We start from the raw sequence: 24,284 nt of genomic DNA, 5'->3' as shown, positions 1-24,284 counted from the left end.
CGGTCGTTAACCTGAAGGAAATGCGTTAACGCTCATTAACAAGGTGAGGGGACCCGCAGGATGCATGAGGCACCGGAGCTTCACAGCGCGGCCGATCCCGCGTCGGAGGCCTTTCGGGCCAACGAGGAGGCGCACCGCGCCCTCGTCGGGGAGCTGCGCGGCAAGCTGGCCGCGGCGGCGCTCGGCGGCGGCGAGCGGGCGCGGGCACGGCACACCGCGCGCGGCAAGCTGCTCCCGCGCGAGCGCGTGGACACCCTCCTCGACCCCGGCTCGCCCTTCCTGGAGCTGGCCCCGCTGGCGGCCGACGGGATGTACGAGGGGCAGGCCCCGGCGGCCGGCGTGATCGCCGGGATCGGGCGGGTCAGCGGCCGGGAGTGCGTGGTCGTGGCCAACGACGCCACCGTCAAGGGCGGCACGTACTACCCGATGACGGTGAAGAAGCACCTGCGCGCGCAGGAGGTGGCCCTCGACAACCGGCTGCCCTGCGTCTACCTGGTGGACTCGGGGGGCGCCTTCCTGCCGATGCAGGACGAGGTGTTCCCGGACCGGGACCACTTCGGGCGGATCTTCTACAACCAGGCCCGGATGTCCGGCGCCGGCATCCCGCAGATCGCGGCGGTGCTCGGCTCGTGCACGGCGGGCGGGGCGTACGTCCCGGCGATGAGCGACGAGGCGGTGATCGTCCGCGGCCAGGGCACGATCTTCCTCGGCGGTCCGCCGCTGGTGAAGGCGGCCACCGGTGAGGTGGTCACGGCGGAGGAGCTGGGCGGCGGTGAGGTCCACTCGCGGGTGTCGGGCGTGACCGACCATCTCGCGGAGGACGACGCGCACGCGCTGCGGATCGTGCGGAACATCGTCTCCACGCTCCCCGCGCGGGGGACCCTGCCCTGGAGGGTGGAGCAGGCCGTCGAGCCCAAGGTGGACCCGGCGGGACTGTACGGCGCGGTGCCGGTCGACTCCCGCACGCCGTACGACGTGCGCGAGATCATCGCGCGGGTCGTGGACGGCTCCCGTTTCGCGGAGTTCAAGTCGGAGTTCGGGCAGACCCTGGTCACCGGTTTCGCCCGGATCCACGGCCACCCGGTGGGCATCGTCGCCAACAACGGCATCCTGTTCTCCGAGTCCGCGCAGAAGGGCGCCCACTTCATCGAGCTGTGCGACCAGCGCGGCATCCCGCTGGTGTTCCTGCAGAACATCTCGGGCTTCATGGTGGGCCGGGACTACGAGGCGGGCGGTATCGCCAAGCACGGCGCCAAGATGGTCACGGCGGTCGCCTGCACGCGCGTACCGAAGCTGACGGTGGTGGTCGGCGGGTCGTACGGGGCGGGCAACTACTCGATGTGCGGGCGGGCGTATTCCCCCCGGTTCCTGTGGATGTGGCCGAACGCCAAGATCTCGGTGATGGGCGGCGAGCAGGCCGCCTCCGTCCTCGCGACCGTGAAGCGGGACCAGCTGGAGGGGCGCGGCGAGGAGTGGCCGGCCGAGGACGAGGACGCCTTCAAGGCCCCGATCCGCGCGCAGTACGAGCGTCAGGGGAACGCCTACTACGCGACGGCCCGCCTCTGGGACGACGGCGTGATCGACCCGCTGGACACCCGGCAGGTCCTGGGCCTGGCCCTGACCGCGTGCGCCAACGCGCCACTGAGTGACCCTCAGTTCGGCGTCTTCCGGATGTGAGGGGACGGACAACGATGTTCGAGACAGTGCTTGTGGCCAACCGGGGCGAGATCGCGGTGCGCGTCATCCGCACGCTGCGGTCGATGGGCGTGCGCTCGGTGGCGGTGTACTCCGACGCGGACGCCGACGCGCGGCACGTGCGGGAGGCCGACACGGCGGTACGGATCGGGCCGGCGCCGGCCTCGGAGAGCTATCTGTCGGTGGAGCGGCTGCTCCGGGCCGCCGCCCGCAGCGGCGCGCAGGCGGTGCACCCGGGGTACGGCTTCCTCGCCGAGAACGCCGCCTTCGCGCGGGCGTGCGAGGAGGCGGGGCTGGTGTTCATCGGGCCCCCGGCGGACGCGATCGCCCTGATGGGCGACAAGATCCGCGCGAAGGAGACGGTGCGGGCGGCGGGCGTGCCGGTGGTGCCCGGCTCCAGCGGCGGCGGCCTCACGGACGGGCAGCTCGCCGAGGCCGCCCGGGAGATCGGTGTGCCGGTGCTGCTGAAGCCGTCGGCGGGCGGCGGCGGCAAGGGCATGCGCCTGGTGCGGGACGTGTCGGCGCTGGCCGACGAGATCGCCGCCGCACGGCGCGAGGCCCGCGCCTCCTTCGGTGACGACACGCTCCTGGTCGAGCGGTGGGTCGACCGCCCCCGGCACATCGAGATCCAGGTGCTGGCCGACGGCCACGGGGGCGTCGTCCACCTGGGCGAGCGCGAGTGCTCCCTGCAGCGCCGCCACCAGAAGATCATCGAGGAGGCGCCCAGCGTGCTCCTCGACGAGGGGACCCGGGCCTCGATGGGCGAGGCGGCGGTCCAGGCGGCCCGCTCCTGCGGCTACCGGGGCGCGGGCACGGTGGAGTTCATCGTCCCGGGCGGCGACCCGTCGTCGTACTACTTCATGGAGATGAACACCCGCCTCCAGGTGGAGCACCCGGTCACCGAGCTGATCACAGGGCTGGACCTGGTGGAGTGGCAGCTCCGGGTGGCGGCGGGCGAGCCGCTGCCGTTCGGGCAGGACGACATCCGGCTCACCGGGCACGCGGTCGAGGCCCGTGTCTGCGCGGAGGACCCGGCGCGCGGCTTCCTCCCCTCCGGCGGCACGGTGCTGCGGCTGCGCGAGCCGCAGGGCGACGGCGTGCGCACCGACTCCGGGCTGAGCGAGGGTACGGAGGTCGGCAGCCTCTACGACCCGATGCTGTCCAAGGTGATCGCGTATGGCCCCGACCGGGCGACGGCGCTGCGCAGGCTCCGGGCGGCGCTGGCGGAGACGGTGACGCTGGGCGTGCCGACCAACGCCGGGTTCCTGCGGCGGCTGCTCGCGCATCCGGCGGTCGTGTCGGGGGAGCTGGACACGGGGTTGGTCGAGCGCGAGGTGGCCGGGCTCGTGGCGGACGAGGTGCCGACGGAGGCGTACGCGGCGGCGGCGCTGCTGCGCCAGGCCGCCCTCCGGCAGCCCGCCGGCGGATCCGGCTGGGCCGACCCGTTCGCCGCCGCCGACGGCTGGCGGATGGGCGGCGAGCGGGCGTGGACGGCGCACCACCTGCGGGTGGCGGGCCACGACCCGGTGACCGTGCGCGTGCGCGGCACGGCGGACGGCGGGACGGAACTGCTGCTGCCGGGCGCCGGCGCCCCGGTGCGGGGGTCCGCGGGCCCGGTGGACGGGCACCGGTTCACCTGCGCGCTCGACGGCGTCACCCACACCTTCGCCGCCCTGCCGGACGGCACCTGGCTCGGCCGGGACGGCGACGCCTGGCACGTGCGCGACCACGACCCGGTCGCCGCGTCCCTCACCCGGGCGGGTCAGGCGGGCGCCGACTCGCTGACCGCGCCGATGCCGGGCACGGTGACGGTGGTGAAGGTCGCCGTCGGCGACGAGGTGGCGGCGGGCCAGAGCCTGCTGGTGGTGGAGGCGATGAAGATGGAGCACGTCATCTCCGCCCCGCACGCCGGCACGGTCACCGAACTGGACGTGGCCCCGGGCACGACGGTCGCGATGGACCAGGTGCTGGCGGTCATCGCCCCCGTGGAGGAGGAGACGGCATGAACGCCCCGGAACTGGGCCTGCCCATGACCGTACCGGCGGACGGACTGCCCGCCCGGGTGCGGATCCACGAGGTGGGCGCGCGCGACGGCCTGCAGAACGAGAAGGCGACCGTCCCGACGGCCGTCAAGGCGGAGTTCGTCCGCCGCCTGGCCGGCACCGGTCTGAGCACCATCGAGGCGACGAGCTTCGTGCACCCCAAGTGGGTGCCCCAGCTCGCGGACGCCGAGGACCTGTACCCGGCGGTGTCCGACCTGCCGGTGTCGCTGCCGGTCCTGGTGCCGAACGAGCGCGGCCTCGACCGCGCGCTGGCGCTGGGTGCCCGGCGGGTCGCGGTGTTCGCCAGCGCCACGGAGTCCTTCGCCAGGGCCAACCTCAACCGCACGGTGGACGAGGCGCTGGCGATGTTCGAGCCGGTGGTGCGGCGGGCGAAGACGGAAGGCGTCCACGTCCGCGGCTACCTGTCGATGTGCTTCGGCGACCCGTGGGAGGGCGCGGTCCCGGTCGCCCAGGTGGTGAGGGTGTGCCGGGCCCTGCTGGACATGGGCTGCGACGAGCTGAGCCTGGGCGACACCATCGGGGTGGCGACCCCGGGCCATGTGACGGCCCTGCTCACCGCGCTCGGCGAGGCGGACGTCCCGGTGTCCGCGCTGGCCGTGCACTTCCACGACACCTACGGCCAGGCCCTGGCCAACACGCTGGCCGCGCTCCAGCGGGGCGTCAGCACGGTCGACGCCTCCGCCGGCGGACTGGGCGGCTGCCCGTACGCGAAGTCCGCCACCGGCAATCTCGCCACCGAGGACCTCGTGTGGATGCTGCGGGGCCTCGGCATCGACACCGGAGTCGATCTCGGCCGTCTGGTCGCCACAAGCGTCTGGATGGCCGCCCACCTGGGCCGACCCAGCCCGTCCCGCACCGTACGAGCCCTCTCCCACCAGGAGCAGTGAACGACATGGACCACAAGCTCTCCCCCGAACTGGAAGAACTCCGCCGCACCGTGGAGGAGTTCGCGCACGACGTGGTGGCGCCGAAGATCGGTGACTTCTACGAGCGGCACGAGTTCCCGTACGAGATCGTGCGGGAGATGGGCCGGATGGGCCTGTTCGGGCTGCCGTTCCCGGAGGAGTACGGCGGCATGGGCGGCGACTACTTCGCGCTCGGCGTGGCCCTGGAGGAGCTGGCGCGGGTGGACTCGTCGGTGGCGATCACCCTGGAGGCGGGCGTCTCGCTCGGCGCGATGCCGGTCCACCTCTTCGGCACCGAGGAGCAGAAGCGCACGTGGCTGCCCCGGCTGTGCTCGGGCGAGATCCTGGGCGCGTTCGGCCTGACGGAGCCGGACGGCGGCAGCGACGCGGGCGCGACCCGTACGACGGCCCGGCTGGACGAGTCGACCGGCGAATGGGTCATCAACGGCACCAAGTGCTTCATCACCAACTCGGGCACGGACATCACGGGCCTGGTCACGGTCACGGCGGTGACGGGCCGCAAGCCCGACGGGGGGCCGCTGATCTCGGCGATCATCGTCCCGTCGGGCACGCCGGGCTTCACGGTGGCGGCCCCGTACTCGAAGGTCGGCTGGAACGCCTCGGACACGCGGGAGCTGTCCTTCCAGGACGTGCGCGTCCCGGCGGCGAACCTCCTGGGCGAAGAGGGCCGCGGGTACGCGCAGTTCCTGCGCATCCTGGACGAGGGCCGCATCGCCATCGCGGCGCTGGGCACGGGGCTGGCGCAGGGCTGTGTGGACGAGTCGGTGAAGTACGCCAAGGAGCGGCACGCCTTCGGCAGGCCGATCGGCGCCAACCAGGCGATCCAGTTCAAGATCGCGGACATGGAAATGAAGGCCCACACGGCCCGCCTCGCGTGGCGGGACGCGGCCAGCCGTCTGGTGGCGGGCGAGCCGTTCAAGAAGGAGGCGGCGCTGGCGAAGCTGTACTCGTCCACGGTGGCCGTGGACAACGCCCGTGACGCCACGCAGATCCACGGCGGGTACGGCTTCATGAACGAGTACCCGGTGGCCCGCATGTGGCGCGACTCCAAGATCCTGGAGATCGGCGAGGGCACGAGCGAGGTCCAGCGGATGCTGATCGCGCGGGAGCTGGGCCTGGCGGGCTGAGCCACCGCCCGCCCGAACCCCGGCGGACACCGGCCCCACGCCACCGGGCGCGGGGCCGGTCGGCGTGTGCGGGCGCCCGTGTGGCACCCCGTGACGCCCGACACGGCCTCCAGGCTGTGCACCATCCCCATTCCCCTTCGGTCACGGTTTCATCACGAACCTCCCTCCTCGACCACCCGAACAACACAGTCCGTCCATAGCGGACTTGACCGGACGTCAAGGCAAAAGCAAGATCACGAAGGTTGCCACGGAGCACGCGACCGGCGTGCCGGGCACAGAGCCGAGGGGGCGCCCGGTCCGCGCGACAGCTTCCAGCGACGCACGCCACCGTGCGGCGGCGTACACGGACACCCGGGGGCCCGCCCCACGCCGCCGCGCCACGATCCGGTGGCGGACACCCCACCGGCCCGCGCCCCTGAAGGGCGGAACCGCCGCCGGGCGGGGCGGCCGTGCGCCCGCGGCCGTCACACGTCCCCGCGCGCCGTCACCCCTCGCCACCGGGCGGACGAGGCCGCACCCGGCGCAGCCGCACCGACCACGAACGACCTCATGACCAGCGGGCCCCACAGAGCCCGTCCGTGCCGGACCGACAGGAGAAGACGGAGCCATGGCTGACGAGATGGTGCTTCGCGCCCAGAGATTCATCAACACCACGTACAACGACGGCGCGACCCTGGGCATATCCAAGCTGAGCGAGAACGGCCAGACCGGCTGGCCCGTGATGTACGCCCTGACCCGGGCGCTCCAGTACGAGATGGGCATCACCGCCCTGTCCGACTCCTTCGGCCCGACCACCCTCGGGAAGCTGGGGGAGCTGTACGGCAAGCTCGACGAGACGACCATCCCGTCGGCCAACTTCTGCCGCATCATCCAGTCCGCCCTGTACTGCAAGGGCTACGACGGCGGCGAGATCGACGGACAGTACAACGACCGGGTCAAGGCCGCGGTCGTGAAGCTCAACCAGAACATGGGCGTCTCGGGCACCTACCCGGGCAGCTCCCTGTGGCCCAAGGTGGTCAAGGGGCTGTTCAACATGGACGCCTACGTCACCGTCGGCAACGGCTCGGACACCGTCCGTTCCATCCAGCAGTGGCTGAACGGCCGGTACATCCTGCGCAAGGACTTCTACGTCATCCCCTGCGACGGCTACCACTCCCGTGACGTGGCCAAGTCGATGCTGTTCGCGATCCAGTACGAGCTGGGCATGGCGGACGGCGTCGCCAACGGCGTGTTCGGACCGGGCACCCAGTCGGGCCTGAAGAGCCACACCGTGTCGAACGGCACCACCGGCGTCTGGGCGCAGCTCTTCACCGCGGCCATGATCCTGAACAAGCGGAACGTCCCCTTCGGTGACTTCACCTCCACGGTGCAGGCCGGCGTGGAGACCTTCCAGTCCTTCAGCAAGCTCCCCGTGACCGGCAAGGGCGACTTCCAGACCTGGGCCTCACTGCTCGTCTCCTACGGAGACCAGTCCCGCAAGGGCACGGCCTGCGACGGCGTCACCAAGATCACGCCCGCGCGTGCGCAGGCCCTGAAGGACGCCGGCTACAGGTACATCGGCCGTTACCTCTTCAACCCCTCCGCCACGAGTCTGCCGGAGAAGCAGATCCAGCCGGGCGAGCTCGCCACCATCAAGGAGTACGGGCTCAGCTGCTTCCCGATCTTCCAGACGTGGAGCCGGTCCGCGGACTACTTCAGCCACAACCAGGGCACCATCGACGCGTTCCGCGCGATCGAGTGGGCCAGGTACCACGGCTTCAAGGCCGGCACCATCATCTACTTCGCCGTCGACTACGACGCGATGGACGGCGAGGTCACCGACTACGTCATCCCGCACTTCCGCGGCATCATGCGCACCATCGGCGAGAACTCCGGCTACCGCGTCGGCATCTACGGCCCGCGCAACGTCTGCCAGCGCGTCTCCGACGCCGGCTACGCGGTGACGAGCTTCGTCTGCGACATGTCCAGCGGCTTCTCCGGCAACCTCGGTTACCCGCTGCCCACCAACTGGGCGTTCGACCAGATCTCCACCATCACGGTCGGCTCGGGCTCGGGCTCGATCGAGATCGACAACAACATCGTGTCCGGACGGGACTACGGCCAGAGCGACTTCAACCCGGGCGCCGACATCAACGAGCTGGACACCGACCTGGACAAGGACGCCTACCGGGCCCCGCTGCTCCAGGACGTGAAGGCGTACCTGGAGTCGATCGGCGTCCCGGAGACCGGCGGCGACGGCTGGACCGACAAGGACTGGGCCTCCCTCGGCGGCATCTCCACCACCGAGGCGTTCAACGCGGTGATGGACGCGGACTGGCTGTTCACCTCGTTGGCCCGGTCGCTGCGGATGCGCAAGGCGCTCATCCAGACGCCGGTCCTGTGGGAGCTGCGCAAGCTCAACCCGCTCGACTTCATCGCCGACGCGGCGGTCAAGGCGGGCGAGAGGGACGACTGCAGCACCGGCTGGGGACAGATCTTCGCCGCGACCGCCATCAAGGCCCGCAACTACTGCATCGGCGAAGGCATCATCAACGGCGAGGGGATGGACTACAACTCCTCGGCCGACCTCCGCAAGGTCTGGTACCAGCTCCACGACGACCAGGAGTACAACGTCCGCACGGTCGCCTACGTGCTGATCTGGAACTCGGAGCTGCTCGGCATCGACCGGCCCGGCCTGAACAGCAGCGTCCACCTCACGGAGGCCGTGCTCGGCCAGTACAACGGCACCGGTCCGGACGCCGAGCAGTACGGCCGGGAGCTGATGGGTCTGTACAACGTCCTGGAGCAGTACAACGCGTTGTCGCGCGGCTAGTGGCGGCGGCGGACGAAGGAGGGCAGAACGCGATGACCGGACGGTGGCAGGTCGCCCTGGGTGTCAACGTGCTCCTCGGCATCCCGGGCGTGATACCGATCTGGCTGCTGTGGTTCCTCGCGGCGAGCTGGACGAGCGGTCCCGAACCGACGGACGACGACCCCATGGTGTTCTGGCTGCCGATCGTCGCAGTCATCGTCGTCCCGTACGTCATGCTCTGGCTCGCCGTGAACCGTTCCTTCAGGCGCCGCAGTCCGCTCGAACCCCGCACCTACTGGCTGCTCAGCGCCCTGGCCACCTTCCTGCCGACCACGGCGCTCATCATCTACTCACCGTGAGAAGGGAACAATGACGTGCACACCGAGAGGCGCGGCAGCGTGAACGGCATGTCGAGACGAGTCCTGGTGAAGTCCACCGGAGTGATCACCGCCGCGGTCACCGCGGGGTTCGTCACCCCCGGCACCGCCCTGGCCGGTTCCCGGGACGGCGCGACGACCGGGCCCGTGGCGGCGCCGGGGAAGAAGGCGCCCACGTCGGCGAACGGCTGGTCCCTGGAGAAGGAGGCCAACCACGTCTCCACCGTGTGGACGCGCCCGGTGTCCGGCACCGGGCTGGAGGTCGACGTCCGGATCGGCGACGTGGAGGCGATCCTGCTCCACGTCGTGCGGCGCTACCACTACGAGGTCGAGCAGCTTCCCGGCGGCGACCTCGCGGGCTGGCAGCCGATCGGCGGCCTGAAGAAGGACGCGCCGGAGTCGAACCTCGCCTCCGGCACCGCGGTGCGGATCCGTCCGGGCGCCGGCGCGAGCGGCTCGCTCTTCCCGTTGCAGGTGCTGACCGTGCGGGACATCCTCGCCGACTGCGAGGGCGTGGTGCGCTGGGGCGGCGACGACGACCCCGTCGACGAGTCGCTGTTCTACATCGGTCTCGGCCCGGACGACGCCCGGGTGCGGAAGGTCGCCGACCGGTTCCGCGTCCAGGAGGTCACGCCCGGTCTGGGCGCCGGCGTCACCGTGGACGTGCTGGCCCCGTCCCGGCGCGAGCGCGCGAAGCGCCTGCACCGGGAGCAGCGGGCGCACTGACCCGACGGCACGAGGGGTCGTCCCGTCACCGGTTCCGGTGACGGGACGGCCCCTCTTCGTACGCGGGCGGCGCGGTCAGCGCCGCAGTGCCTCGACCGGTTGGATGCGGCTGGCCCGCCAGGCGGGATACAGCCCGGCGAACAGCCCCGTGCCCAGGCCGATCGCCGGGGCGCCGGCGGCCACGGCCGGGTGGAGCACCGGCGTCCAGTCACGGACGACGGCGACGCGCTGCCGGTTCCGGCCGTGCCAGGAGTCGAAGGTCCGGCCCTGGGACAGGGTGGGGCCCGCGGCCCGGAGCGCCCCGGCGGAGGCGGCGACGACCTGCACGGCGCGTCCGGACGAGGCGCGGGCGACGGGCGCGGAGTGCAGGGTGTCGCCCTCCCCCGGTTCGACGGTCCAGTACACGCCCGCGTCCTCGACGCCGTTGAGGCGGCCCACCCGCGCGTCGGCGTCGGCGGGGAAGGCGAGGTCCACGAACTCGTTCTGCTCGCGGGCGATGTCCTCCACCACCACCTCGGTCGCGCTCAGCATGTCGAAGCGGTCGTCGATCTGGGCCGAGGCGGTCGCGGTCAGGCCGAGGACGGCGACGAAGGCGCCCACCCCGAGGACGGTGCCCAGGGAGGTGAGGACCCGAGCGCGCGGGGCGTTGCAGGACCCCGGCGAGGGCCTCGGCCAGCAGGTCGCGCACGGTGAGCCGGGACGGCGGGACGGGACGGTGCCGTACGGTCCCGCCGCGCGGCCGGCGGAGTCGCCCCAGCAGGTCGGTGCCTTTCACCGCTCCCCCTGTCCACCGGCGCCGCCGGGCTCGCTGAGGACGCCGTCCCGGATGGCCACCGTGCGGTTGCCGCGGGCCGCCACAGAGGGGTCATGGGTGATCAGCACGATCGTCATGCCGTCGGAGTGCAGTTCCGCGAGGAGGTCGAGAACGGCCGGGACACCAGCGCCCGGGCCTCGGTCAGCATCCGCTGCTGCTTCTCGTCCGGCATGTAGGACTGCAGCGGCAGCGTCCAGGTCTTGGGGTCGTCACCGGACGAGGCGCCCCGCGTACCGTCCTGTGCGTCCCCGCCCGGGAACAGGCGGGGACGCACAGGACGGCCGCGACGAGAACGCCGACGGCGCGCACCCGCCCCAGAACGCGATTCAACGGGACTCCTCAAGAACAGGATTATCAGGTACATGCCACAAGGTGCGGAGGATCCGGACAGCACCCGGCCCACCGAACGCGGCACAAGGAAAAGAGGAGGAGGGAGGGGGAGGTGAAGGATGAGCGCGGCACGGCCGGGGCGATCACACGTCTCGACACCGCGAACGAACGAAAAGAACCCTCTACGACCCCCTGAACAGCCTTGACGCAGTCCCGTCGAGGCGCCAGTCAGTACAGGAAGATCATCTTCCGCTCGACCGGGATCGTGTCCCACATCACAAGGATGGCCGCCTTCAGCAATCTCTTGAGGTTAGGCTAACCTAATCGCGTTTCAGGCCATCGGCCCCGCACGCACGAAAGCAGACCCACCCATGTCGAACGCCAGTACCGCCCGCTTCTCCCGTCGGGGACTGCTCGCCGCCGGTGGCGCCCTCGGACTCGGCGCCGTGCTCACCGCCTGCGGGGACGACGACGCGAAGAGCGGCGGCTCGGACGCGACGGGGTCCGGTGCGTCCAAGTCCGGCCCCTGGACCTTCAAGGACGACCGCGGCACCACCGTGAAGCTCGACGAGGTGCCGACGAACATCGTCGCGTTCACCGGTGTCGCCGCCGCGCTGTTCGACTACGGCATCGAGGTGAAGGGCGTCTTCGGGCCGACCAAGACGACGGACGGCAAGGCCGACGTCCAGGCCGGCGACATGGACGTCAGCAAGCTGACGATCTTCGGCAACAAGTTCGACAGCTTCAACGTCGAGCAGTACGCGGCCTTCCAGCCCGAGGTGCTCATCTCCACGACGTTCGACGAGGCCGGGACGCTCTGGTACGTCCCGGAGGCCTCCAAGGACAAGATCGCCAAGCTCGCCCCGAGCGTGGCCGTCTCCGTCTACGACCGCCAGATGCCCAAGCCGCTGCAGCGCATGGCCGAGCTGGCCGAGTCGCTGGGCGCCGACATGAAGGCGACGAAGGTCGTCGAGGCGAAGCAGAAGTTCGAGGCCGCCGCCGAGCGGCTGCGCAAGGCCGCGAAGGCCCGCCCGGAGATCAGGGTGCTGGCCGGTTCCGCCGCGCAGGACGTCTTCTACGTCTCCGGCTCGAACTTCTCCATCGACCTGGAGTACTTCAAGGCCCTCGGCGTGAACATCGTGGAGCCCCCGGAGGAGGCCAAGAAGGCGACCGGTGGCTGGTTCGAGACGCTGAGCTGGGAGAACGTCGACAAGTACCCGGCCGACGTCATCATCATGGACGACCGCGCCTCGACCATCCAGCCCGCCGACATCACCGAGGCGACCTGGAAGCAGCTCCCCGCGGTCAAGGCCGGCCAGGTCATCGCCCGCTCCCCCGAGCCGATCCTGTCCTACGACAAGTGCACGCCGCTCCTCGACAACCTCGCCGAGGCCATCGAGAAGGCCAAGAAGGTCGGCTGACCCCCTGACCGCCCGGACGAGGGCGGCGGACAACGGATGTGACGTCCGGTCACTCCCGGCTCGGGAGTGATCACGGTCACGGCGGAGTCCGGTGTCGCGGCGTGTTACTTAGGTTAGGCTAACCTAAGTAACACGCCGCCGGCCTTTTCCCCGCACCGGATCGTCCCCACCGGAGGACCCCCACATGCGCTCGCACCTGCTCAACGACACCACCGCGGAGCACTACCGCCGCTCCGTGACCGAAGGAGTCGAGCGGGTGGCGGCCAAACTCGCCACCACCGAACGGCCGTTCACCGGCGTCACCGTCGACGCGCTCTCCCCCCGCATCGACGGCATCGACCTCGACCGGCCGCTGCACGACACCACCGCCGCGCTGGACGAACTGGAGGACGTCTACCTCCGGGACGCCGTCTACTTCCACCACCCCCGCTACCTCGCCCACCTCAACTGCCCGGTCGTCATCCCGGCCGTGCTCGGCGAGGCCGTGCTCTCCGCCGTCAACTCCTCCCTGGACACCTGGGACCAGTCGGCCGGCGGCACCCTCATCGAGCGGAAACTCATCGACTGGACGACCGGCCGCATCGGCCTCGGCCCGGCCGCCGACGGCGTGTTCACCTCCGGCGGCACCCAGTCCAACCTCCAGGCCCTGCTGCTGGCCCGCGAGGAGGCCAAGACCGACGACCTGGCGAAACTGCGGATCTTCGCCTCCGAGGTCAGCCACTTCAGCGTGAAGAAGTCCGCGAAACTGCTCGGCCTCGGCCCCGACGCCGTCGTGTCGGTCCCCGTCGACCACGACAAGCGCATGCGGACCGTCGCCCTCGCCCGCGAACTGGAACGCTGCGCCGAGGCGGGCCTGGTCCCCATGGCCGTCGTCGCCACCGCCGGCACCACCGACTTCGGCTCCATCGACCCGCTGCCGGAGATCGCCGGACTGTGCGCGCAGTACGGCGTGTGGATGCACGTCGACGCCGCCTACGGCTGCGGACTGCTCGCCTCCCTGAAGCACCGGGACCGCATCGACGGCATCGAGCACGCCGACTCCGTCACCGTCGACTACCACAAGTCCTTCTTCCAGCCGGTCAGTTCGTCGGCCGTGCTGGTGCGCGACGCGGCCACGCTGCGGCACGCCACCTACCACGCGGAGTACCTCAACCCGCGCCGCATGGTGCAGGAACGTATCCCCAATCAGGTGGACAAGTCCCTGCAGACCACCCGCCGCTTCGACGCGCTCAAGCTGTGGATGACGCTGCGCGTGATGGGCGCCGACGGCATCGGGCAGCTCTTCGACGAGGTGTGCGACCTGGCCGCCGAGGGCTGGAGACTGCTGGCCGCCGACCCCCGCTTCGACGTCGTGGTCGAGCCGAGCCTGTCCACCCTGGTCTTCCGCTTCGTCCCGGCCGCCGTCACCGACCCCGCCGAGATCGACCGCGCCAACCTCTACGCCCGCAAGGCCCTGTTCGCCTCCGGTGACGCGGTGGTCGCGGGCACCAAGGTGGGCGGGCGCCACTACCTGAAGTTCACCCTGCTCAACCCCGAGACCACCACCTCCGACATCGCCGCCGTCCTCGATCTGATCGCCGGCCACGCCGAGCAGTACCTGGGAGAGTCCCTTGACCGCGCTTCCTGAAGCCCCTGACACCGCCTATGACTTCGTGGGCATCGGACTGGGCCCCTTCAACCTCGGCCTCGCCTGCCTCACCGAGCCCATCGACGAGCTGAACGGCGTCTTCCTGGAGTCCAAGCCGGACTTCGAGTGGCACGCCGGCATGTTCCTCGACGGCTCCCACCTGCAGACCCCGTTCATGTCGGACCTGGTCACCCTGGCCGACCCGACGTCCCCGTACTCCTTCCTCAACTACCTGAAGGAGAAGGGGCGGCTGTACTCGTTCTACATACGCGAGAACTTCTACCCGCTGCGGGTCGAGTACGACGACTACTGCCGCTGGGCCGCGGGGAAGCTGAGCAGCATCCACTTCGGCACCACGGTCACCGAGGTGACGTACGACGAGGGCGACGGGCTGTACACCGTGGCGACGGCGGCCGGTGAGACGTACCGCGCCCGGCACCTGGTGCTCGGCACCGGGACCGTGCCGTTCGTGCCCGAGCCCTGCCGCGGACTGGACGGGGGCCTCTTCCACAACGCGCAGTACACGCACCGCAAGGCGGAACTGCTGGACAAGGAGTCGATCACGGTCGTCGGCAGCGGGCAGAGCGCCGCCGAGATCTACTACGAACTGCTCTCCGAGATCGACGTCCACGGCTACCGGCTCAACTGGGTCACCCGCTCCCCGCGGTTCTTCCCGCTGGAGTACACCAAGCTGACCCTGGAGATGACCTCCCCGGACTACATCGACTACTTCCGCGCGCTGCCCGAGGAGACCCGCTACCGGCTGGAGAAGCAGCAGAAGGGCCTCTTCAAGGGCATCAACTCGGAGCTGATCGACGCGATCTTCGACCTGCTGTACCAGAAGAACGTCGAGAGCGGCGGCCGTGGCGTCCCCACCCGGCTGCTCACCAACTCCTCGCTCACGGAAGCCCGGTACGAGGACGGCGGTTACACGCTCGGCTTCCACCAGGACGAGCAGGGCAAGGACTTCGAGATCCGCACCGAGGGCCTGGTGCTGGCCACCGGCTACCACTACGAGCCGCCGGCCTTCCTCGACCCCGTCCGCGACCGGATCCGCTTCGACGGGCACGGCCGCTTCGACGTGAGCCGCGACTACGCCATCGACGTCACCGGCCGCGGCATCTTCCTGCAGAACGCCGGCGTCCACACCCACAGCGTCACCAGCCCCGACCTGGGCATGGGCCCGTACCGGAACGCGACCATCATCCGCGAGCTGCTCGGCACCGAGTACTACCCCGTCGAGAAGACCATCGCGTTCCAGGAGTTCTCCGTATGAGCATCGGTGCGTTCACCGTCCGCCCCCTGGACCCGCTGCGGGACGCCGAGTCGGTGCACCGCTGGGTCACCGACCCCAAGGCGGCGTTCTGGATGATGCAGGACGCGAAGCTCCAGGACGTCGAGCGCGAGTACATGCGCATCGCCGCCCACGAGCACCACCACGCCTATCTGGGCCTGCACGACGGCGAACCGGCTTTCCTGATGGAGAAGTACGACCCCCGGTACGTCGAACTGGTCGGCCTGTACGACCCCGAGCCCGGAGACGTCGGCATGCACTTCCTGGTCGCCCCCACCGACCGGCCGGTGCACGGCTTCACCCGGGCCGTCATCACCGCCGTGATGGAGGAGCTGTTCGCCGACCCGGACACCCGGCGGGTGGTGGTCGAGCCGGACGTGAGCAACAAGGCCGTGCACGCGCTGAACGAGGCCGTGGGCTTCGTGCCCGAGCGTGAGATCGACAAGCCGGAGAAGCGCGCGCTGCTGAGCTTCTGCACGCGCGAACAGTTCCTGGCCTCGCGAGGAGTAACCGTATGACCCTGTCCGACGCCGTGGCGCATCTGTCCCCCCACCGCTGGGCGCGGGCCAACCGCCTGCTGATCCGCAAGGCACTCGCCGAGTTCGCCCACGAGCGGCTCGTCACACCGGAGGCCACCGGCGACGGCGGATACGTCGTCCGCGGCGACGACGGCCTGACCCGGTACACCTTCACGGCGACGCTCCGCGCCCTGGACCACTGGGTGATCGACGCCGACTCGATCACCCGCCACCGCGGCGACACCGAACTCGAGCTCGCGGCCCTGGACTTCTTCATCGAGCTGCGGAAGTCGCTGGGTCTGAGCGAGGAGGTCCTGCCGGTGTACCTGGAGGAGATCTCCTCCACCCTCTCCGGCACCTGCTACAAGCTCACCAAGCCGCAGGTCCCGGTCGCCGAGCTGGTCGACGCCGGCTTCCAGGCCATCGAGACCGGGATGACCGAGGGCCACCCCTGCTTCGTCGCCAACAACGGACGGCTCGGCTTCGGCGTCCACGAGTACCTGGCGTACGCGCCGGAGACGGCGAACCCGGTGAGGCTCGTGTGGCTGGCCGCGCACCGCTCACGGGCCGCGTTCACGGCCGGGGCGGGGATCGAGTACGAGTCGTTCATACGGCAGGAGCTGGGCGAGGAGACCGTCGAGGGCTTCCACGCCGTCCTGCGCGAGCGGGACCTCGACCCCGCCGACTACCTCCTCGTCCCCGTCCACCCCTGGCAGTGGTGGAACAAGCTGTCCGTCACCTTCGCCGCCGAGGTGGCGCGCGGGCACCTGGTCTGCCTGGGCGAGGGCGACGACGAGTACCTGGCCCAGCAGTCCATCCGCACCTTCTTCAACACCTCGCACCCCGAGAAGCACTACGTGAAGACGGCCCTGTCCGTCCTCAACATGGGCTTCATGCGCGGACTGTCCGCCGCCTACATGGAGGCGACCCCGGCGATCAACGACTGGCTGGCCCGGCTCATCGACGGCGACCCGGTGCTGAAGGCGACGGGGCTGTCGATCATCCGGGAGCGGGCCGCCGTGGGCTACCGGCACCTGGAGTACGAGCAGGCGACCGACCGCTACTCGCCGTACCGGAAGATGCTGGCCGCGCTGTGGCGGGAGAGCCCGGTGCCGTCCCTGGAGGACGGCGAGTCGCTCGCCACCATGGCCTCCCTGGTCCACGTCGACCACGAGGGGAGGTCCTTCGCGGGTGCGCTGATCGCACGCTCGGGGCTCGCCCCGGCCGAGTGGCTGCGGCACTACCTGCGGGCGTACTACGTCCCGCTGCTGCACAGCTTCTACGCCTACGACCTGGTGTACATGCCGCACGGCGAGAACGTGATCCTCGTGCTGGAGGACGGGGTGGTGCGGCGGGCGGTCTACAAGGACATCGCCGAGGAGATCGCGGTGATGGACCCGGACGCGGTGCTTCCGCCGGAGGTGTCCCGCATCCGCGTCGAGGTCCCGGACGACACCAAGTTGCTGTCGATCTTCACGGACGTCTTCGACTGCTTCTTCCGCTTCCTCGCGGCGACCCTCGCCGAGGAGGGCATCGTGGCGGAGGACGTCTTCTGGGGCACGGTCGCGGAGATCACCCGCGAGTACCAGACGTCGGTCCCCGAACTGGCGGACAAGTTCGCCCGGTACGACATGTTCGCCCCCGAGTTCGCCCTCTCCTGCCTCAACCGCCTCCAGTTGCGCGACAACAAGCAGATGGTGGACCTGACGGACCCCTCCGGCGCGCTCCAGTTGGTGGGCACCCTGAGGAACCCGATCGCGGGGCGGTAGCGGCCCCCCTACCGATGGGCGTCCCGGAGTACGGTCCTCCGGGGCGCCCATCAGCACGAGCACCCGTGAACTCCGGTGTTCCACAAGGGAATCCGAACGAGGTACGGACCACTCTCCGGCAGTTCCGGTGGAACAATCCCCCCATGGCGGAAATCATCCAGAAGGACGGTACCTGGACCTTCGACGGGGACACCCTGCGGCTGACCCCCGGCCGGGACAAGAACGTCGGCCTGCTCCGCAAGACCCTGGGTGAACTGGCACTGCCCCTAAGGGCGTTGGCGGGGATATCGTTCGAGCAGGGCAAGAAGTCGGGACGGCTCAGGCTGCGGCTGCGCGACGGCGCCGACCCCCTGCTGCACGCGACCGGCGGCCGGCTCACCGAGCCGCACGACCCCTACCAGCTGATCGTCGACTCCGACCGCTACGGCGTCGCCGAGTACTTCACGGAGGAGGTCCGCACCGCCCTGCTGCTGGACCAGGTACCCGCCGACCCGGTCACCGAGTACCTGCTGCCCGGCCCGTCCGTGCCGCTGTCCGTCTCCGCCGGGGACGGCACGGTCAGCTTCGACGGCGAGCGCATACGGCTGGAGTGGAACTGGAAGACGGAGGACGCCAAGGCCGCCGCCGGCACCCGCACCCTCGCGCTGGCGGACCTGGCCGGCGTGGAGTGGCAGCCGGCGGTCGGGCTGGAGAACGGCCACATCCGCTTCCTCGTACGGCACTCCCCCACCAAGGCCCCCGCCAAGTACGACCCGAACTCGGTGGAGCTGTGGGGCTTCAAGAAGGACCCGCTGATGGCGCTCGTCGCCGCCGCCGTCCAGGCCCGTCTTCCGCACCCGGCCGCGCCCGCCGACGAGCGCCCGCGGGAGCTGGAGGCCACACCACAGCCCCTGGCGGCCCCGGCCGAGGACGACCACGACGCCCTGCTGCGCCGGCTGCGGGAGCTGGGCGAGCTGCACCGGTCCGGAGTGCTGACGGACGAGGAGTTCACCCTGGCCAAACAGGCGATCCTCAAGCGTATGTGAGTCGGGCCCGGGCCCGTCCACGAGCCGAGCCTGGGTCCCGCCTGTGAGTCCTGCCCGAAATCGGGCAGGTTTCTTGCGAAACCATGGCCGGTACCCCAGGATCATCAAGTGCACGACGAACTTGTTGATCATCTGACGCGGTCCACGCCCCTCAGCCGGGGCGAGGCGCTGCGCGTGGTCCAGGACGTGCTCGCCTACTTCGACGAGACGACCGAGGAGTACGTCCGTCGCCGCCACCGCGAGCTCCAGGCCCAGGGCCTGGTGAACGCGACGATCTTCGAACGGATCGAGGCGGACCTCAGATACCGCGCGGTGGCCCCGCCCGAGCTCTCGCTCCGGCAACTGCGCCGCATCGTCTACGGCTAGGAACATACAGATATGTGCGGAATCGTCGGATACATCGGCAGGCGTGAGGTCGCCCCCCTGCTGCTGGAGGGCCTGCAGCGCCTGGAGTACCGCGGCTACGACTCGGCGGGCATCGCCGTCACGTCGCCGAAGGCGTCCGGCCTGAAGATGGTCAAGGCCAAGGGCCGGGTGCGCGACCTGGAGGCCAAGGTCCCGGCGCGCTTCAAGGGCACCACCGGCATCGCCCACACCCGCTGGGCCACCCACGGCGCCCCCTCCGACGTGAACGCCCACCCGCACCTGGACGCCGAGGGCAAGGTCGCCGTCGTCCACAACGGCATCATCGACAACGCCTCCGACCTGCGCCGCAAGCTGGAGGCGGACGGCGTCGAGTTCCTCTCCGAGACGGACACCGAGGTCCTCGTCCACCTCATCGCCCGCTCGACGGCCGAGAAGCTGGAGGACAAGGTCCGCGAGACCGTGCGCCTCATCGAGGGCACGTACGGCATCGCCGTGCTGCACGCCGACTTCCCGGACCGCATCGTGGTGGCCCGCAACGGCTCGCCGGTCGTGCTCGGCATCGGTGAGAAGGAGATGTTCGTCGCCTCGGACATCGCCGCGCTGGTCGCCCACACCCGCCAGATCGTGACGCTGGACGACGGCGAGATGGCGACGCTGAAGGCCGACGACTTCCGCACCTACACCACCGAGGGCACCCGTACGACCGCCGAGCCGACCACCGTGGAGTGGGAGGCGGCGTCGTACGACATGGGCGGCCACGACACCTACATGCACAAGGAGATCCACGAGCAGGCCGAGGCCGTGGACCGCGTGCTGCGCGGCCGGATCGACGACCGCTTCTCCACCGTGCACCTGGGCGGCCTCAACCTGGACGCCCGCGAGGCCCGCCGGATCCGCCGGGTGAAGATCCTCGGCTGCGGCACCTCGTACCACGCCGGCATGATCGGCGCGCAGATGATCGAGGAGCTGGCCCGGATCCCCGCCGACGCCGAGCCGGCCTCCGAGTTCCGCTACCGCAACGCGGTCGTGGACCCCGACACCCTGTACGTCGCGGTCTCCCAGTCCGGTGAGACGTACGACGTGCTGGCGGCCGTGCAGGAGCTGAAGCGCAAGGGCGCGCGGGTGCTGGGCGTGGTCAACGTCGTCGGTTCCGCGATCGCCCGCGAGGCGGACGGCGGCGTCTACGTGCACGCCGGGCCCGAGGTGTGCGTGGTGTCCACCAAGTGCTTCACCAACACCACGGTCGCCTTCGCGCTGCTCGCCCTGCACCTGGGCCGCACCCGTGACCTGTCGGTGCGCGACGGCAAGCGGATCATCGAGGGCCTGCGCAGGCTCCCGGGCCAGATCGCCGAGATCATGAAGCAGGAGGAGGAGATCAAGAAGCTGGCCCTGCGGTACGCCGAGGCCCGCTCGATGCTCTTCATCGGCCGTGTCCGGGGCTACCCGGTGGCCCGTGAGGCCTCCCTGAAGCTCAAGGAGGTCTCCTACATCCACGCCGAGGCGTACCCGGCCTCCGAGCTGAAGCACGGCCCGCTGGCCCTGATCGAGCCGGCCCTCCCCACGGTCGCGATCGTCCCGGACGACGACCTGCTGGAGAAGAACCGCGCGGCCATGGAGGAGATCAAGGCCCGCAGCGGCCAGATCGTGGCCGTCGCCCACCAGGAGCAGGAGAAGGCCGACCACACGATCCTCGTCCCCAAGAACGAGGACGAACTCGACCCCATCCTCATGGGCATCCCCCTCCAACTCCTCGCCTACCACACGGCCTTGGCCCTCGGCAGGGACATCGACAAGCCGCGCAACCTGGCGAAGTCGGTAACGGTCGAGTAGGGCACCCAGGGGAGCGGGGCTGTATCGATATACGGCCCCGCCGCACGGGCGCGACCAGCCGCGCAACCTGGCGAAGCCGGTAACGGTCGAGCAGCACCCTGCTCTCAAGGGGCGCGGGGCTGCATCAATCTGCGGCTCCGCCGCGCGGGCGCGACCGGCCCCCACGCGCCCGCACAGGCCGGCATACGGGCACGGGCCCCGCGTGTTGCCAACCAACACACGGGGCCCGTGAACGACTTACGGGATGACGACAACCGGCCGCTTCGCCCGCTTGGCCAGCCTCCCGGCGACGGACCCGAAAACCCGCCCCACGAGCCCGTGGGTGGAACCCACGACGATCGCATCGGCGGCATACTCCCGCCCCACCTCCTCGAGCTCATGGCAGATGTCCCCACCACGCTCGACGAGGATCCACGGCACTTCGGCCAGATAGTCCGCACAGGCCAGCTCGAGTCCGAGCACCTCCGTGCGATGGTCCGGGACGTCCACGAAGACCGGCGGCTCGCAGCCCGCCCACACGGTCGTGGGCAGCCGGTTGGCGACGTGGACGATGATCAGGCCCGAGCCGAGGCGCCGGGTCATGCCGATGGCATAGGCGAGGGCCCGTTCGCTGGAGGTGGAGCCGTCGAAGCCGACGACCACACCGTGCCGGAACGCGGGGTCGCAGGGATGGCGTGGCTCCTCCGCCGCCAGGGGTTCGGCCGCCGTGGGATCGGCGACCGGCCGCTTGCGGTCCGCGGGTTCGAAGAATTCGTGACCGGCCATGGCTGTCTCGGGGTTGTGATCCTTTGTGGGGGACGACAGTGTGCGGCGGAGCTGTGTCCGGGAATTATCTTCCCAACCCCATACCCCCAAGGGTACGGCGGCACGCCTCCTGAGCCCAGATCCCGCACGTACCGGCAGGCGGGTTCCCCGGAGCATGCACGAGGGTCCGCCCGTCACGCAATGGTTGCTGTGCTGTACAGGTGATTTGCACAGGGTTCACTTGCCGGGGGGAGTGAACCGTCGCGGACCCACGGTGACCGACACCCCCCGGCCCCCGGGCCGGGCGTCGAGCCCCGTGAGCCATGCCGCGGAAGTACTCCGTGCCGGCCGCGGCCCGGGAGGATCCGGAACCTTTGCGGGGCCGGCACGGACGGTGGCGGGGATACACCGGTCAACTGACCGGTTTCCGCGCCCCCAACCGTATCTTTTCAGCCAACTTCCGGCCGGTACGCATCCCCCACCGCAACCACCCCCCAACCCCCGTTCGACCTGCACGAAAAGGGGTCGGCCGGCCCCGCGCACCCTACGTGGATTGGCCACTGCGACAAGGCGCACTTCCCCGCACGGCCCACGAGTGCAACGCTTCGTGATCGAATGCTTCACGCCAAGTTGCCAAGTCGACAATGCGCCGGGTGGCGAACCGGCCACCGGCGCGCGACGGGACGCAGTAGATTCGATCTTGATGTCTTACGGCGGGGGACTCGTGCAGGACCGAGGGGAAACGTGCAGGAGCGACACAACCGAGGAGCCGCGACCACCGAGGGGGGCTTAGCAGTATGAGCCACGACTCCACCGCCACGCCGGAAACGGCGGTCCGGAAACTCTCCGGCCGCCGCCGCAAGGAGATCGTCGCGGTGCTGCTGTTCAGCGGCGGCCCCATCTTCGAGAGTTCCATACCGCTGTCGGTGTTCGGGGTTGACCGCCAGGACGCCGGCGTACCGCGCTACCGCCTGCTCGTCTGCGGCGGCGAAGAGGGCCCGCTGCGGACCACAGGGGGCCTGGAACTCACCGCGCCACATGGCCTGGAGGCGATATCCCGGGCGGGCACCGTCGTGGTGCCGGCCTGGCGTTCGATCACCTCGCCACCGCCGGAGGAGGCCCTGGACGCACTGCGCCGGGCCCACGAGGAGGGCGCCCGCATCGTCGGGCTGTGCACCGGCGCCTTCGTCCTCGCGGCGGCGGGCCTGCTGGACGGCCGTCCCGCGACCACACACTGGATGTACGCGCCGACGCTGGCGAAACGCTATCCGTCGGTGCACGTCGATCCACGGGAACTCTTCGTGGACGACGGCGACGTGCTGACGTCCGCGGGCACCGCGGCCGGAATCGACCTGTGCCTGCACATCGTGCGCACGGACCACGGCAACGAGGCGGCCGGCGCGCTGGCCCGCCGCCTGGTGGTGCCGCCGCGCCGCAGCGGAGGCCAGGAACGCTACCTGGACAGGTCTTTACCGGAGGAGATCGGCGCCGACCCGCTCGCCGAGGTCGTCGCCTGGGCGCTGGAGCACCTCCACGAACAGTTCGACGTGGAGACGCTGGCGGCACGCGCGTACATGAGCCGTCGTACGTTCGACCGCCGGTTCCGCTCGCTGACCGGCAGCGCGCCGCTGCAGTGGCTGATCACGCAGCGGGTACTCCAGGCGCAGCGCCTGCTGGAGACGTCGGACTACTCGGTGGACGAGGTCGCGGGCCGCTGCGGGTTCCGCTCGCCGGTCGCGCTGCGCGGCCACTTCCGGCGCCAGCTGGGTTCGTCCCCGGCCGCCTACCGTGCCGCGTACCGCGCGCGGCGCCCGCAGGCCGACCGGAACCAGGACAGCGAGGGCACCCCGAGCGCCGTGGGAGCCCTCCCACCGGGCCAGCCGGGCCACGCGGGGCCCCAGGCACCGCCCGCCCTGCACCCGGACAACCCACTCCCGCACCAGTCCCGCCGCACGGCGGCGGCCAGTGCCCTGGGCCCGTCCCTGACGGCCTCGGCCCTCCCGGGCCAGCGCAGCGCGCCGTGAGCCGACCGTCGTAGGACGGCGAACGGGCCGGAGGCACCGGCTTCCGGCCCGTTCGTCATGTCCGCCGGCATGTCCGGCCCGTCCGGCGAGTGAGGACGAGGCCCGTCCAGGGCCGAAGCGGGGGTCCGGGGGCGGCAGCCCCTGTGACGTTCACACGAACACCGGCACGTCGCCGGAGGCACGACGCCCCGTAAGGTTAGACACATGAACGATCGCATGGTGTGGATCGACTGCGAGATGACCGGCCTCTCGCTGTCGGACGACGCGCTCATCGAAGTGGCCGCCCTCGTCACCGACTCCGAGTTGAACGTGCTCGGCGAGGGGGTGGACATCGTCATCCGCCCGCCGGAGCGGGCCCTGGAGACGATGCCGGAGGTGGTGCGGGAGATGCACACCGCGTCCGGACTGCTCGCCGAGCTGGAGGGCGGCACGACGCTCGAGGACGCCGAGCGGCGGGTCCTCGACTATGTGCGGGAGCACGTCAAGGAGCCCGGCAAGGCCCCCCTGTGCGGCAACTCCGTCGGCACCGACCGCGGTTTCCTGCTGCGGGACATGCCGGCCCTGGAGGACTACCTCCACTACCGCATCGTGGACGTGTCCAGCATCAAGGAGCTGGCCCGCCGCTGGTACCCGAGGGCGTACTTCAACAGCCCCGAGAAGAACGGCAACCACCGCGCCCTCGCCGACATCCGCGAGTCCATCGCGGAGCTGCGCTACTACCGCGAGGCCGTCTTCGTACCGCAGCCGGGGCCCGACTCGGACACCGCGAAGAAGATCGCCGCGAAGCACGTCCTGCCTGCTCAGTAGGCGGATCGGG

General features: G+C 70.5%; 20 protein-coding genes. 17 read left to right on the top strand and 3 right to left on the bottom strand.

Annotated features, from left to right (window positions below):
* Positions 1-60: 60 nt before the first annotated feature.
* The 7 genes from ACF1DX_RS01185 (at position 61) to ACF1DX_RS01155 (ending at position 9,705) form a co-directional block, all read left to right on the top strand.
* Positions 61-1,677, top strand: a complete 1,617-nt coding sequence (locus tag ACF1DX_RS01185) for a carboxyl transferase domain-containing protein (RefSeq protein ID WP_391789173.1) — start codon at positions 61-63, stop codon at positions 1,675-1,677.
* A gap of 14 nt (positions 1,678-1,691) precedes the next feature.
* Entirely contained in the window at positions 1,692-3,701 is a 2,010-nt protein-coding gene (locus tag ACF1DX_RS01180; protein WP_391789172.1) for a biotin carboxylase N-terminal domain-containing protein, read from the top strand.
* Positions 3,698-4,645 carry a hydroxymethylglutaryl-CoA lyase gene (locus ACF1DX_RS01175; protein WP_391789171.1) on the top strand — a complete coding sequence of 316 codons (948 nt, stop codon included), beginning with the start codon at positions 3,698-3,700 and terminating at the stop codon, positions 4,643-4,645. The genes ACF1DX_RS01180 and ACF1DX_RS01175 overlap by 4 nt, the downstream gene beginning before the upstream one ends.
* Before the next feature lie 5 nt (positions 4,646-4,650).
* Complete coding sequence (locus tag ACF1DX_RS01170; protein ID WP_391789170.1) at positions 4,651-5,811, top strand: acyl-CoA dehydrogenase family protein; 1,161 nt, start codon at positions 4,651-4,653, stop codon at positions 5,809-5,811.
* A gap of 607 nt (positions 5,812-6,418) precedes the next feature.
* Positions 6,419-8,623 carry a glycoside hydrolase domain-containing protein gene (locus ACF1DX_RS01165; protein ID WP_391789169.1) on the top strand — a complete coding sequence of 735 codons (2,205 nt, stop codon included), beginning with the start codon at positions 6,419-6,421 and terminating at the stop codon, positions 8,621-8,623.
* 32 nt (positions 8,624-8,655) lie between these two features.
* Positions 8,656-8,961: a hypothetical protein gene (locus tag ACF1DX_RS01160; RefSeq protein ID WP_391789168.1), complete on the top strand. Its 306-nt coding sequence runs from the start codon at positions 8,656-8,658 to the stop codon at positions 8,959-8,961.
* Positions 8,962-9,009: 48 nt separating this feature from the next.
* Complete coding sequence (locus tag ACF1DX_RS01155; protein WP_391789167.1) at positions 9,010-9,705, top strand: hypothetical protein; 696 nt, start codon at positions 9,010-9,012, stop codon at positions 9,703-9,705.
* A gap of 75 nt (positions 9,706-9,780) precedes the next feature.
* Here ACF1DX_RS01155 and ACF1DX_RS01150 read toward each other — a convergent pair whose 3' ends face one another.
* Complete coding sequence (locus ACF1DX_RS01150; protein ID WP_391789166.1) at positions 9,781-10,305, bottom strand: ABC transporter permease; 525 nt, start codon at positions 10,303-10,305, stop codon at positions 9,781-9,783.
* A gap of 287 nt (positions 10,306-10,592) precedes the next feature.
* A complete protein-coding gene (locus ACF1DX_RS01145; protein WP_391789165.1) occupies positions 10,593-10,793 on the bottom strand; it encodes a hypothetical protein in 201 nt (66 codons plus the stop codon).
* 427 nt (positions 10,794-11,220) lie between these two features.
* Here ACF1DX_RS01145 and ACF1DX_RS01140 point away from each other — a divergent pair, with 427 nt between their 5' ends.
* The 8 genes from ACF1DX_RS01140 to glmS all read left to right on the top strand — a co-directional run bounded on the left by ACF1DX_RS01140 (position 11,221) and on the right by glmS (position 20,699).
* Positions 11,221-12,270 (top strand): ABC transporter substrate-binding protein, encoded by a 1,050-nt coding sequence (locus tag ACF1DX_RS01140; protein ID WP_391789164.1) that lies wholly within the window; start codon positions 11,221-11,223, stop codon positions 12,268-12,270.
* Between the two features lie 184 nt (positions 12,271-12,454).
* On the top strand, positions 12,455-13,897 hold the full coding sequence (gene desA, locus ACF1DX_RS01135; protein ID WP_391789163.1) for a lysine decarboxylase DesA: 1,443 nt from the start codon (positions 12,455-12,457) through the stop codon (positions 13,895-13,897).
* Positions 13,881-15,173, top strand: coding sequence for a lysine N(6)-hydroxylase/L-ornithine N(5)-oxygenase family protein (locus ACF1DX_RS01130; RefSeq protein ID WP_391789162.1), 1,293 nt, complete (start codon positions 13,881-13,883; stop codon positions 15,171-15,173). Before desA ends, ACF1DX_RS01130 begins: the two co-directional genes overlap by 17 nt.
* A complete protein-coding gene (locus ACF1DX_RS01125; protein ID WP_391789161.1) occupies positions 15,170-15,709 on the top strand; it encodes a GNAT family N-acetyltransferase in 540 nt (179 codons plus the stop codon). The genes ACF1DX_RS01130 and ACF1DX_RS01125 overlap by 4 nt, the downstream gene beginning before the upstream one ends.
* Positions 15,706-17,478, top strand: a complete 1,773-nt coding sequence (locus ACF1DX_RS01120) for an IucA/IucC family protein (RefSeq protein ID WP_391789160.1) — start codon at positions 15,706-15,708, stop codon at positions 17,476-17,478. Before ACF1DX_RS01125 ends, ACF1DX_RS01120 begins: the two co-directional genes overlap by 4 nt.
* A 143-nt stretch (positions 17,479-17,621) precedes the next feature.
* Positions 17,622-18,503: a DUF4429 domain-containing protein gene (locus ACF1DX_RS01115; protein ID WP_391789159.1), complete on the top strand. Its 882-nt coding sequence runs from the start codon at positions 17,622-17,624 to the stop codon at positions 18,501-18,503.
* Positions 18,504-18,611: 108 nt separating this feature from the next.
* Positions 18,612-18,869 carry a hypothetical protein gene (locus ACF1DX_RS01110; protein WP_030217181.1) on the top strand — a complete coding sequence of 86 codons (258 nt, stop codon included), beginning with the start codon at positions 18,612-18,614 and terminating at the stop codon, positions 18,867-18,869.
* Between the two features lie 12 nt (positions 18,870-18,881).
* Positions 18,882-20,699 carry a glutamine--fructose-6-phosphate transaminase (isomerizing) gene (glmS, locus tag ACF1DX_RS01105; protein WP_391789158.1) on the top strand — a complete coding sequence of 606 codons (1,818 nt, stop codon included), beginning with the start codon at positions 18,882-18,884 and terminating at the stop codon, positions 20,697-20,699.
* Between the two features lie 237 nt (positions 20,700-20,936).
* Here the strand turns inward: glmS and ACF1DX_RS01100 are convergent, their stop codons facing one another.
* The gene (locus ACF1DX_RS01100; RefSeq protein WP_391789157.1) at positions 20,937-21,464 is read right to left on the bottom strand and encodes a universal stress protein; all 528 of its coding nucleotides are present in this window, start codon (positions 21,462-21,464) and stop codon (positions 20,937-20,939) included.
* Positions 21,465-22,240: 776 nt separating this feature from the next.
* Here ACF1DX_RS01100 and ACF1DX_RS01095 point away from each other — a divergent pair.
* The gene (locus tag ACF1DX_RS01095; RefSeq protein ID WP_391789156.1) at positions 22,241-23,467 is read left to right on the top strand and encodes a helix-turn-helix domain-containing protein; all 1,227 of its coding nucleotides are present in this window, start codon (positions 22,241-22,243) and stop codon (positions 23,465-23,467) included.
* Positions 23,468-23,671: 204 nt separating this feature from the next.
* Positions 23,672-24,274: an oligoribonuclease gene (gene orn / locus ACF1DX_RS01090; protein WP_391789155.1), complete on the top strand. Its 603-nt coding sequence runs from the start codon at positions 23,672-23,674 to the stop codon at positions 24,272-24,274.
* Positions 24,275-24,284: the final 10 nt, after the last annotated feature.

Origin of the sequence: Streptomyces sp. NPDC014676 (assembly GCF_043084105.1) — a bacterium.
Taxonomy (GTDB): domain Bacteria; phylum Actinomycetota; class Actinomycetes; order Streptomycetales; family Streptomycetaceae; genus Streptomyces.
This window is presented reverse-complemented; position numbering and strand designations above follow the sequence as displayed.

What these genes read in the sequence shown, in the direction of transcription:
- ACF1DX_RS01185 (WP_391789173.1), top strand. Translation starts at nt 61, where the DNA reads ATGCATGAGGCACCGGAGCTTCACAGCGCGGCCGATCCCGCGTCGGAG.
- ACF1DX_RS01180 (WP_391789172.1), top strand. Translation starts at nt 1,692, where the DNA reads ATGTTCGAGACAGTGCTTGTGGCCAACCGGGGCGAGATCGCGGTGCGC.
- ACF1DX_RS01175 (WP_391789171.1), top strand. Translation starts at nt 3,698, where the DNA reads ATGAACGCCCCGGAACTGGGCCTGCCCATGACCGTACCGGCGGACGGA.
- ACF1DX_RS01170 (WP_391789170.1), top strand. Translation starts at nt 4,651, where the DNA reads ATGGACCACAAGCTCTCCCCCGAACTGGAAGAACTCCGCCGCACCGTG.
- ACF1DX_RS01165 (WP_391789169.1), top strand. Translation starts at nt 6,419, where the DNA reads ATGGCTGACGAGATGGTGCTTCGCGCCCAGAGATTCATCAACACCACG.
- ACF1DX_RS01160 (WP_391789168.1), top strand. Translation starts at nt 8,656, where the DNA reads ATGACCGGACGGTGGCAGGTCGCCCTGGGTGTCAACGTGCTCCTCGGC.
- ACF1DX_RS01155 (WP_391789167.1), top strand. Translation starts at nt 9,010, where the DNA reads ATGTCGAGACGAGTCCTGGTGAAGTCCACCGGAGTGATCACCGCCGCG.
- ACF1DX_RS01140 (WP_391789164.1), top strand. Translation starts at nt 11,221, where the DNA reads ATGTCGAACGCCAGTACCGCCCGCTTCTCCCGTCGGGGACTGCTCGCC.
- desA (WP_391789163.1), top strand. Translation starts at nt 12,455, where the DNA reads ATGCGCTCGCACCTGCTCAACGACACCACCGCGGAGCACTACCGCCGC.
- ACF1DX_RS01125 (WP_391789161.1), top strand. Translation starts at nt 15,170, where the DNA reads ATGAGCATCGGTGCGTTCACCGTCCGCCCCCTGGACCCGCTGCGGGAC.
- ACF1DX_RS01120 (WP_391789160.1), top strand. Translation starts at nt 15,706, where the DNA reads ATGACCCTGTCCGACGCCGTGGCGCATCTGTCCCCCCACCGCTGGGCG.
- ACF1DX_RS01115 (WP_391789159.1), top strand. Translation starts at nt 17,622, where the DNA reads ATGGCGGAAATCATCCAGAAGGACGGTACCTGGACCTTCGACGGGGAC.
- glmS (WP_391789158.1), top strand. Translation starts at nt 18,882, where the DNA reads ATGTGCGGAATCGTCGGATACATCGGCAGGCGTGAGGTCGCCCCCCTG.
- ACF1DX_RS01100 (WP_391789157.1), bottom strand. Translation starts at nt 21,464, where the DNA reads ATGGCCGGTCACGAATTCTTCGAACCCGCGGACCGCAAGCGGCCGGTC.
- ACF1DX_RS01095 (WP_391789156.1), top strand. Translation starts at nt 22,241, where the DNA reads ATGAGCCACGACTCCACCGCCACGCCGGAAACGGCGGTCCGGAAACTC.
- orn (WP_391789155.1), top strand. Translation starts at nt 23,672, where the DNA reads ATGAACGATCGCATGGTGTGGATCGACTGCGAGATGACCGGCCTCTCG.